General features: G+C 51.9%; 10 protein-coding genes. 8 read left to right on the forward strand and 2 right to left on the reverse strand.

Features of this window, described 5'->3' with window-relative positions; genetic code table 11:
* Nucleotides 1-230: 230 nt before the first annotated feature.
* Nucleotides 231-1,355 (forward strand): GntR family transcriptional regulator, encoded by a 1,125-nt coding sequence (locus tag A6395_RS05870; protein ID WP_071398300.1) that lies wholly within the window; start codon nt 231-233, stop codon nt 1,353-1,355.
* Nucleotides 1,356-1,382: 27 nt separating this feature from the next.
* Nucleotides 1,383-2,003, forward strand: a complete 621-nt coding sequence (locus A6395_RS05875; protein ID WP_071398301.1) for a YesL family protein — start codon at nt 1,383-1,385, stop codon at nt 2,001-2,003.
* A 50-nt stretch (nt 2,004-2,053) separates the two neighbouring features.
* Here A6395_RS05875 and A6395_RS05880 read toward each other — a convergent pair whose 3' ends face one another.
* The gene (locus A6395_RS05880; protein ID WP_071398302.1) at nt 2,054-2,650 is read right to left on the reverse strand and encodes an FMN-binding negative transcriptional regulator; all 597 of its coding nucleotides are present in this window, start codon (nt 2,648-2,650) and stop codon (nt 2,054-2,056) included.
* Between the two features lie 167 nt (nt 2,651-2,817).
* On the opposite strand from A6395_RS05880, the gene A6395_RS05885 reads away from it, so the two are divergent.
* From A6395_RS05885 to A6395_RS05905, 5 genes are all read left to right on the forward strand, one after another.
* Nucleotides 2,818-3,489 carry a haloacid dehalogenase type II gene (locus tag A6395_RS05885; RefSeq protein WP_071398303.1) on the forward strand — a complete coding sequence of 224 codons (672 nt, stop codon included), beginning with the start codon at nt 2,818-2,820 and terminating at the stop codon, nt 3,487-3,489.
* A gap of 29 nt (nt 3,490-3,518) precedes the next feature.
* The gene (locus A6395_RS05890) at nt 3,519-4,133 is read left to right on the forward strand and encodes a flavodoxin family protein (protein ID WP_071398304.1); all 615 of its coding nucleotides are present in this window, start codon (nt 3,519-3,521) and stop codon (nt 4,131-4,133) included.
* A gap of 87 nt (nt 4,134-4,220) precedes the next feature.
* Nucleotides 4,221-4,580 (forward strand): DUF2200 domain-containing protein, encoded by a 360-nt coding sequence (locus A6395_RS05895; protein WP_131439614.1) that lies wholly within the window; start codon nt 4,221-4,223, stop codon nt 4,578-4,580.
* Nucleotides 4,580-5,008 carry a DUF1801 domain-containing protein gene (locus tag A6395_RS05900; protein WP_071398306.1) on the forward strand — a complete coding sequence of 143 codons (429 nt, stop codon included), beginning with the start codon at nt 4,580-4,582 and terminating at the stop codon, nt 5,006-5,008. The genes A6395_RS05895 and A6395_RS05900 overlap by 1 nt, the downstream gene beginning before the upstream one ends.
* 111 nt (nt 5,009-5,119) lie before the next feature.
* Nucleotides 5,120-5,782, forward strand: coding sequence for a TVP38/TMEM64 family protein (locus A6395_RS05905; RefSeq protein ID WP_071398307.1), 663 nt, complete (start codon nt 5,120-5,122; stop codon nt 5,780-5,782).
* A 23-nt stretch (nt 5,783-5,805) separates the two neighbouring features.
* Here the strand turns inward: A6395_RS05905 and A6395_RS05910 are convergent, their stop codons facing one another.
* Nucleotides 5,806-7,500 (reverse strand): methyl-accepting chemotaxis protein, encoded by a 1,695-nt coding sequence (locus tag A6395_RS05910; RefSeq protein ID WP_252100518.1) that lies wholly within the window; start codon nt 7,498-7,500, stop codon nt 5,806-5,808.
* Between the two features lie 234 nt (nt 7,501-7,734).
* On the opposite strand from A6395_RS05910, the gene A6395_RS05915 reads away from it, so the two are divergent.
* A partial coding sequence (locus A6395_RS05915; RefSeq protein ID WP_071398309.1) for a methyl-accepting chemotaxis protein occupies nt 7,735-9,259 on the forward strand: 1,525 nt, incomplete at its 3' end.

The raw sequence follows: 9,259 nt of genomic DNA on the forward strand, positions 1-9,259 counted from the left end.
TTAGTAATGAAAGCGTTTTCTGTACAATTTGAGTCTATTACACACGTTCGGACATGTCAATTCGATTTTTATGTATTTCTTGTATTTCGTCCGGACATATTCATAGAAAATTCAGATGCTTTTTTTGCTTATTCATAGTAAATGGTACATTTGTTTGTTAATATGTAAGTAAGATTATATCTTGTACGTATGAGTTTCCTGACGTACATGAAAGAAAGCAGGGACGCCAGATGGCACAACGCACAAAGTACAATATGGTCAAAGATCATATTCTTGAATGGATAAAAGATGGAACGGTACGACCAGGTGAAAAAATTCCTTCTGAAAATGAATTGGTCCAATCCTTTGGAGTGAGCCGTCACACGATTCGACAAGCTGTTGGGGAATTAGTGAACGAAGGCTATCTTTACCGTGAACAGGGCTCGGGCACGTACTGCTCCCTTGTCCTTCCGACCTCTACTCCCCAAACGATCGAACGTTCGGGCAATGGTAAAAACATCGGGGTCATCACAACCTATATGTCCGATTATATCTTCCCGTCTATTATCCGGGGGATTGAATCACATTTGGCTTCGAAAGGATATACGTTGACACTGTCTTGTACGGATAACAATGTCGAGAAAGAAAAGCAATGTCTCGAAATGATGTTAGATCGTCAAATCGACGGGCTGATTGTCGAGCCGACAAAGAGCAGTAGCTACAATCCGAATATCAAATATTATTTAGAACTCGAACAACAGCATACTCCTTATTTGATGATTAACCAATACTATTCGCAACTAACGCCTCCATACTTGATCATGGATGACGAAAAAGGCGGATTCTTGGCTGCTGAACACCTGATCAAACTCGGTCACGAGCGCATCATGGGACTTTTCAAAACGGACGACCTCCAGGGAGTCCACCGAATGCGTGGCTTTATTCGAGCGTTCCGGGAATACAACCTTCCCTTAGAGCCAGAATTAATTATAACGTATACGACAGAAGAACTTGTGCCTTCTTTTTATGACGTGATTCATCAAGTATTTCAAAACGCGGACGAGAGACCTAGTGCAATCGTCTGTTACAACGACCAACTCGCCCTCAACGTACTGGACCAACTAAGAAGCCTGCGTCTCTCTGTCCCGCAAGATGTCTCACTCGTCGGATATGATGATTCCGTACTCGCAGTCGCGACGGAAGTGAAATTGACTTCTATCGTCCATCCTAAACAAGAGCTGGGCCGTGCCGCAGCCGAGTGGATCATTGCGGCTGTCGAGAAAACAGAGACACCACCGTCACATACGTATGAACCTGAATTGATTGTCCGAAACTCGACCGCACCCTATAATCGTCTCGAATCTAAATTAGGCTGATTCACCCCTAACTTCTTGGAGGTCATCATGAACTTAAAGCATGAACACAACAAATTATTCCAAGTGCTCGAATTTGTCACCAGCCTGGTTCAACTGAACGTGGTCTTTTTACTGAGCATTTTGCCTCTCATTACACTGTTCCCAGCCTTATACGCCTTGAACGCTGTCACACGGCAATGGGCGGTCAACCAAGATTACAGCGTGTTCCGCGCCTACTTCCGCTTTTTTAACGAAGGAGTGCGCCGCCATTACAAGCTCGGTGCCGTCTGGACCTTGTTTCTGCTCATCTTGTTGATCGACTTTTTACTCATTCGTCAAATCGATGCGTGGCAAACGATGCTCTTTACGGGTCTGTTCGTGATCGGCTTTGTTTTCATCGCTCTTTCCTTGTTCCTGTTTCCGATTTTGACGCATTACGAAATGAAGACGATGGACGCTTTGAAATTGGCGCTATTCAGTATCATGCGATACGGATATATCATCGTGCTCGCGCTTCTGTTATTCACGGCACTCGGCATGCTCGCGTACCGGTCACCACTCTATTTGTTGTTCGGCTTTTCATTTATCGTGTTTTTGACGACAAAATTGTACCTTCACCAATTAGACCGCACCATCACGAGCCAACATGCCGATATCGAATCGTCATGAAACAAACCCTGACCTCATCTGCGTTTTCGGTCGCGCAGACGAGGTCAGGGTTATTTTTTATGTTCTCGCATCACGTCCGCCAGCGGACATCCTGCTTGCTCGAGCTCGGAGACGATGCGCTCGTAATCCTCATCATTCCGGTTCTGGCTCAGCTTAAACGCCGCCTGGATTTCATCAATATCGATACGGAAACCGACGACGCCGTGTTTTTGCCGCTGCACCGGCTCCGATAACTCCTCCCAGACGATGGCGTTCTCCCTCTCTCTTTCATGGTCCTGAAGCAGTCCGGCCAGGTCCGTCTCGAGCTCTGCAGATGACAAAATCGTCGCCTGCCCATACAGATGGACGGCCTGATAGTTCCACGTTGATACGTCCTCATGGCCATACCATGACGCCGAGACATAGGCGTCCGGACCTTGGACGATCAGGAGCACGGTCTGGTCTTCAATCGTCTGCCATTGCGGATTGTTTCTGGCGACGTGGGTCGTGAACCAAACGTGGCCATCTTCTGCGTGAAATCGGAGCGGCACGTGTGTCGCGTGCGGCTTCTGCCCGTCATGTGTGACGACGGTGCCGAACGGATGGGCTTTCAAGAAAGCGTGGACTTCTTCAGCGTCGTTGACGGCATATAGTTTTGGAACGTACATCGAATTCCTCCTCCATTGTTAGCTAGCTTATAAACAAAGCGGCTCATCACATTTAGAACTAACACAAACTTACTCGACGAAGCCGCAGACTTCAACTTATCGGACGTGTTTCTAATCTGTCTGTCGGGTATAGGAAAAAGGACGACTGACACTATAGGAGGAATTTGATGAAACCGACAATTCAAGCATTCGCATTCGATGTATACGGGACGCTGTTCGATGTCCATTCCGTCAAGGCAGCATGTGACGAACAGTTCCCTGGGAAAGGTGACCAAATCAGCCAGACGTGGCGCACGAAACAACTTGAATATTTCTTCATCCGTCAGATTTCGGGCCGCTATGAAGACTTCTCGGTCGTCACACGTGACGCCTTGCGTTACGCCTTAGCTACGGCCGACGTGAGCGCATCTAGCGACGTCGAAGATGCGCTCATCGCCACGTATGCGGAGCTCTCGCCGTATGAGGAAGTCGAGGACGTATTGAAGCAACTACAGGACAACCAGACCGTCGTCTTGTCGAACGGGACCGCTGACATGCTTGAACAATTGATCGCGAACGCATCATTCACCGAACTGTTCGACGAACTCGTCAGCATCGACGGCGTCAAACAGTTCAAGCCGTCACCTGCCGCCTATATGAGCTGGTTCAAGACGACCGCCTTGAAGCGGGACGAGGTGCTGTTCATGTCTTCGAACGGCTGGGACATCATCGGCGCCAAGAACTTCGGCTTCCAGACGGCGTGGATCAACCGTGACGGCAAGCCCTTCGAAACGATGGATGTGCATCCAGACGCGGTCTACGATGATTTGACCGGAATTTTGGAGTGGAGAACTTCCTAACGTCTTGCTTTTGAGAAGGAGGAATCGTGATGAAGGCACTATTTTTGAGCTGTTCGTTGAAAGGCGAAGACACGGTATCACATACGGAAGGTCTGATGAAAGACATCATCCCCCACTTTGACAAACTCGGCGTCGAGTCAGAGATCGTCCGCGTCGTCGACTACGACATCGCTTTCGGGGTGACCGAGGACGAAGGGGCTGGCGACGAGTGGCCGCAACTCTTCGCCAAGGTGAAAGCCGCCGACATCCTCATCATCGGGACGCCGCTTTGGCTCGGGGAGAAGAGCAGTGTCGCCACCCAAGTGATCGAACGGCTATACGGCGGGAGCGGGCTGAAAAATGAACACGGTCAAGCCATTTACTACAACAAAGTCGGCGGTGTCGTCGTGACGGGCAACGAGGACGGGGCGAAGCACGCCTGTGCCTCAATCCTGTACGGTTTGTCCCATATCGGCTTCACTATCCCGCCGAACGTCGACGCATACTGGGTCGGCGAAGCCGGTCCGGGCGACTCGTACCTCGACGCCGGCCGCGACAACGCCTTCACGAAAAAGAACGGACAGTTTTTAGCGTATAACCTTTATCATTTCGCGAATCTATTGAAACAACATCCAATCCCGGCCAAAGGAAACATCATGCCGTGACCGACCAAGGCGATGAGTCCATGGACGGAGTGATCGTCTTTTGTCGTTTTGTGCGAAAGTAAAATATCATCTACGAAACGAGGAGATATTATGGCACACCGCATCTACACGACGAGCTTCGCGAGCGTCTATCCGAGTTACGTCGCGAAAGCCGAACGGAAAGGCCGGACGAAAGACGAGGTCGATACGATCATCCGCTGGCTGACCGGCTATGACGAGGCCGGGCTCGAGCGGCAACTCGAGGCCGAGGTCGACTTCGATACGTTCTTCGCATCGGCCCCTGACATGAACGAGGATCGCGCTCTCATCAAAGGCGTCGTCTGCGGCGTCCGCGTCGAGAATGTCGAGGAGCCTCTCATGCGCGAGATCCGTTACTTGGACAAACTCGTCGATGAACTGGCTAAGGGCAAGGCGATGGCGAAGATTTTGCGAGGGGGCGAACAGTAATGGACTATACGACACTCGTCGATGACAAACGGCTCGACAGCTTCATCCGCTTGATTGACGTGATTGATGCGAACTTACCGGACGGCTTTGAGAAGACGACCGACGGCAAAGGCGTTCATTATGTCGTGCCGTTGTCGATGTACCCGCCCGGTTATCACGTGACGCCGGGTACCCCGTTGCCGTTTATAAGCGTCATCGCGCAAAAGAATCATGTCGCCTTGTATCATATGGGTGTCTACGCCGATGAAGACGTGTTGCATTGGTTCGAGCAGGCATACGCCGAACGAGTGCCGACGAAGCTCGACATGGGCAAGAGCTGCATCCGCTTCAAGAACGTGCTGCATATCCCATACGATTTGATCGGCGAGCTCGCCGCGAAGATGACGCCGGAGCGCTGGGTCGAGCTATATGGAGGAAACCGGGGATGACCGTAATGGTCGTCTCTTTTTTCGGCACATTTTGTAAGCTTGGTTACCGCTCTTGAATCGCCCGCTATTGTATGCTGAAAAGAGATACACTCGTCGAAAGGAGGACCCGTCATGCCACGCCCGCTCAAAATCAGTTTGATGCTCGTCCTGTTCGGGACGATCTTTTACATCACCCATTTCCATTACGAGCTTCGCCCGTCCGACGTCCGGGACATCGTCTTGTCGTTCGGCTGGTGGGGACCGCTCGTCTTCTTCTTGATCTATGCGATCGGCCCGCTCGTGTTCTTGCCGACGTCCGTCTTGTCGCTCGGCGCCGGTCTCGCATTCGGTGTCTGGCCCGGCGTCCTCTATATCCTGTTCGGTGCGACCGCGGCGGCGGTGACCGGCTACGTCATGGCTCGGCTGTTCGGGCGTTCGGTGCTCAAGGTCGAGAAGTATCCGTGGTCAGAGAAACTGTTCACCCAGATGGAGGCGCGCGGCTTTTTATACGTTTTCGTGCTGCGCCTGATTCCGCTCGTCAGTTTTGATCTACTCAGTTACGCCGGTGGCATCGCGAAAGTGCGGTTCAAGTCATTCCTGCTCGCAACCGTGTTCGGGATGATCCCCGGAACACTAGCCTACAGTTTTTTAGGGGCTAGCCTCGCTTCAGGGAGCGTGACGACGATCTTCATCGCCGCCCTCGTCTTCGTAAGTCTACTAGGCGTCACCTACTATTTCCGGACTCCGGTCAAGAAGTGGCTCGGGCTAACATCTGAATCAACAAAAAACGGATGAGGCGGCTGCCTCATCCGTTTGCTTTAGACGTTGAATCGTCTCGTCATCTCACGCATTTCGTCTGCCATATTCGACAGTTCTTGCGCCGACGCCGTGATTTCTTCCATTGATGCCATCTGTTCTTCCGTTGCCGCCGATGTGTTCTCGGTCTCGGTCGCCGTCGTCTCGGTGATGCCTTGAATCTCATGCACCGATGTCAACACTTCGGTCGCACCTGCCGCCATCTCTTCGACAGCACCAGACACTTCCTCGACTTTCCGGCTCACTTCTTCAATCGCAAGCTTAATCTCATCGAACGCCGTCCCTGCCTGTTGGACGTTCGTCACGCTATGCGCCATATCATCCTCGACGACATGCATCGTCTTGACGGCTTGTTTCGTCTCCGTCTGTGTGTCCGTAATCAGCGACGCGATCAACTTCGTTGCGACGGCCGACTCTTCGGCGAGTTTTTTCACTTCGGAGGCGACGACGGCGAACCCGCGTCCATGATCACCGGCCCGGGCCGCTTCGATGGCTGCATTCAACGCCAGCAAGTTCGTCTGCTCGGCGATGCCTGAAATCGTTCCGGTAATTGTTCCAATCTCTTGGGAACGGACGTCGAGTTGTCCGATGACGTGTTGGAGTGTTTTGACTTTCTCATTCATCTCCTCGAGCTGTGTCTCGAGCGTCTCGATCAAGTCATTCCCGGTACCGACTTTCCGGAGCGCCCCTTCCGAGAGCTCTGTCATCTGTTGGGCGCTGCCCGAGACGTGATGGATCCCGTTCGTCAGGTCAGTCAGTGTGCCGTTCGATTCTTTCACCCGCGTCAATTGACGGAGCGACCCTGACGCGATTTCTTCCATCGTGACCGCGACCATCTCGGTCGCTTTCGTCGTCTCTTCGACGTTCGATTTCAAATCATCGGACGACGTCGCGACGCGCCCGGCGGTCGAAGTGACATTCCCGATCAACTGACGGAGACTATCTTTCATTTCATTGAACGAAGTTGAGAGTGAACCCATCTCGTCCCGGGACACGTACGTGCTTTCGACCGTCAAATCACCGGCACCGGCCCGACTCATCAGTTTGTTCAACTCACGAATCGGTCGGACGATCAGTTGTGTGATGTAGATGCCGAGCGCCATCGATAACGCTCCGCCAATCGCGACGAGTGCCCAAAAGGTGAGGACGGATCGTTCGCGGTCTGCTTGCATCGTCGCACTCGCCGTCTCTGCTTCTTGATTGATCCCGTCCATGACGAACGTCGCGGTTTCGACTAATTTTTGTCGGACCGGTCTCAATTCATCCGTATAGACACGGTAAGCGGCCGTCTTCTCATTACGCAGTGCTGGTTGCGTCACCGCGTCCACACCTTCTAGGTAAGCTGCCGACTCCTCTTTCAAACGTTCCATAGCGGTTACGAGTTCTGGGTCATTGGACTGGAATGACGTCTCGAACGATTCTAAATTATTGAGGATGCTGTCGCGTCTCTCAGTAATGTTGCCTTGAAGTTCCTCGTTTCGAGCGCCCTCTGTGACCAACATGAGTTCTAGCAGATGACCATCAAGCGCCCGGTTGTCCGTCCGGATTTGTCCTAAATAGCGAATCGGCAACAGCCGTTCCTCATAAATTTCTTCGCCCGCGTCAGCCATACGTCCCATGAGGACGTGGCTGAGTGCTGCCACAATCACAAGAGTGGCGATAAACACGGTAATCAACACCGCTAACTTTTTTGACATATTCAAATTCTTCATGGTCATACCCCCTATTTGTTTTATCGTAGGTGAGGGGAGATTGTGAAGTTATTTCCTTAAAATGTTGACCTTTTTTAGCATTTTTAAAGCGATGAATGTGCTTTCTCCGTCTTTTCTGCCTGTATTTCTGTTGAGTCTGCAATTTGAGTATAAAAACGGGACGGCCGACCGATAATACATTAGCGCAAAAGAAACACATACAGAATGCGAGGAACCTACATGAATGTCCAAAAACGAAATCAATTGATGCTCATCATCACGTCCGCTATCGTCCTCACTTCGGTCATCGTCCATCTGCTCCACCGGTTCACTGATTTTGCCTATACGTACATCATATTGCGGAACGGCTCAATCGACTACGCTTATTCGACTGCGACGTGGATCCTGTTCACCATACCGATCTTCTTCTTTACGTTCATGCTTTTTAGCAATCGACTACGTCCAAACATGTTCCCTTACTTGATGATGCTCACACTCACATTCTCAAGCATCTCAACCGTCGCAGGCGGTCAAGGGCTCGTCGAATATCACTTCTCAATTTTCGTCGTCCTCGCCATCCTCTCGTTTATGCGTCGAATCGACTTGGTCGTTTACAGCACGCTCATTTTTGCGGTCCAACACGTAGCCGGATTCTTCTTGTTCCCGGCACTCATTTGCGGGACGTCCGATTACCCGTTCAGCCTGCTGCTCGTCCACGCTATCTATCTCGTTCTCTTAAGCACCGTTCTTGTCGTGCAGATCCATTCACGCAACCTCGAGTCAGCACGCGTTAAACAGCAGGAGGACGAGACACGCACTTTGCTCAAACAGGCAGTCACCGACACAAGCCGGCTCGTCTCGGCGCTCAAGGACCACGCGACCGAACTTGAAGCCGCCGCGGCCCAGTCACTTCAGTCGGGTGAGCAAATCGCGGTCACAATCGACCCGATTGTGTCTCACGCGATGTCACAAGAATCGTCGATGCACCAAGGTGCTGATGAGATTCAATCGATTCGTTCGTTGACAAGAATCATCCAAGACCGAATGGCTCAAACCGCTGCTGCCTCATCACGGATTGCAGCCGACGCCAGTGCCGGGAATATTGATATGCGGCGTATGGAATCGAAAGTCGTCGAAATTATTGAAGAAGCGAACCGGCTCGAACAAGTCGTCACGACAATGTCGAACCGCTCGACCGAGATTCGTGCCATCCTGCAACACGTCGAGACAATCAGCGAGCAGACGAACATGCTCGCCTTGAACGCCTCTATCGAAGCAGCTCGGGCTGGTGACGCCGGCCGTGGTTTCGCCGTCGTTGCTTCCGAAGTCGGCAAGCTCGCCGTTCAGTCGCGCGAGTATGCGTCCGAGATGACAAGTGTCCTCGGTGGACTTATGCAGGATACGACTGTCGTCCATGAGTCGTCACAATTGTTCAAACAAGCGACCGAGAATTGCCAAACCGTCTCAGCCGATGTAACCGCCGTTTTCCATCGCTTAACGGATGACGTCTCAGAAATCGATGCACAAATCGTCTCGATCCAACAGACACGCCAACACGTGACCGCTCAGATGGAGACGCTCGAGACACGGCTTGAGACGACGAAGCACACCGCGAACGAACTGCAACAGCAAATCCATCATGTCGCTGCCGCGACCGAAGAGCAAGTCGCTGTTCAGAAAGAACTGAGCTCCATGTCTGACCGCCTCGCTGCGACAGCGAATACGTTAGAAGACGTGACCGGTCAGCTCGAAGTGCGGGCCAACT

Source organism: Exiguobacterium sp. SH31 (assembly GCF_001816105.1).
Taxonomy (GTDB): Bacteria; Bacillota; Bacilli; order Exiguobacteriales; family Exiguobacteriaceae; genus Exiguobacterium; species Exiguobacterium aurantiacum_A.

Excerpts from the sequence above, each read along its gene's own strand:
- A6395_RS05885 (WP_071398303.1), top strand. The coding sequence starts at position 2,818 with ATGAAACCGACAATTCAAGCATTCGCATTCGATGTATACGGGACGCTG.
- A6395_RS05910 (WP_252100518.1), bottom strand. The coding sequence starts at position 7,500 with ATGTCAAAAAAGTTAGCGGTGTTGATTACCGTGTTTATCGCCACTCTT.
- A6395_RS05870 (WP_071398300.1), top strand. The coding sequence starts at position 231 with ATGGCACAACGCACAAAGTACAATATGGTCAAAGATCATATTCTTGAA.
- A6395_RS05890 (WP_071398304.1), top strand. The coding sequence starts at position 3,519 with ATGAAGGCACTATTTTTGAGCTGTTCGTTGAAAGGCGAAGACACGGTA.
- A6395_RS05875 (WP_071398301.1), top strand. The coding sequence starts at position 1,383 with ATGAACTTAAAGCATGAACACAACAAATTATTCCAAGTGCTCGAATTT.
- A6395_RS05900 (WP_071398306.1), top strand. The coding sequence starts at position 4,580 with ATGGACTATACGACACTCGTCGATGACAAACGGCTCGACAGCTTCATC.
- A6395_RS05880 (WP_071398302.1), bottom strand. The coding sequence starts at position 2,650 with ATGTACGTTCCAAAACTATATGCCGTCAACGACGCTGAAGAAGTCCAC.
- A6395_RS05905 (WP_071398307.1), top strand. The coding sequence starts at position 5,120 with ATGCCACGCCCGCTCAAAATCAGTTTGATGCTCGTCCTGTTCGGGACG.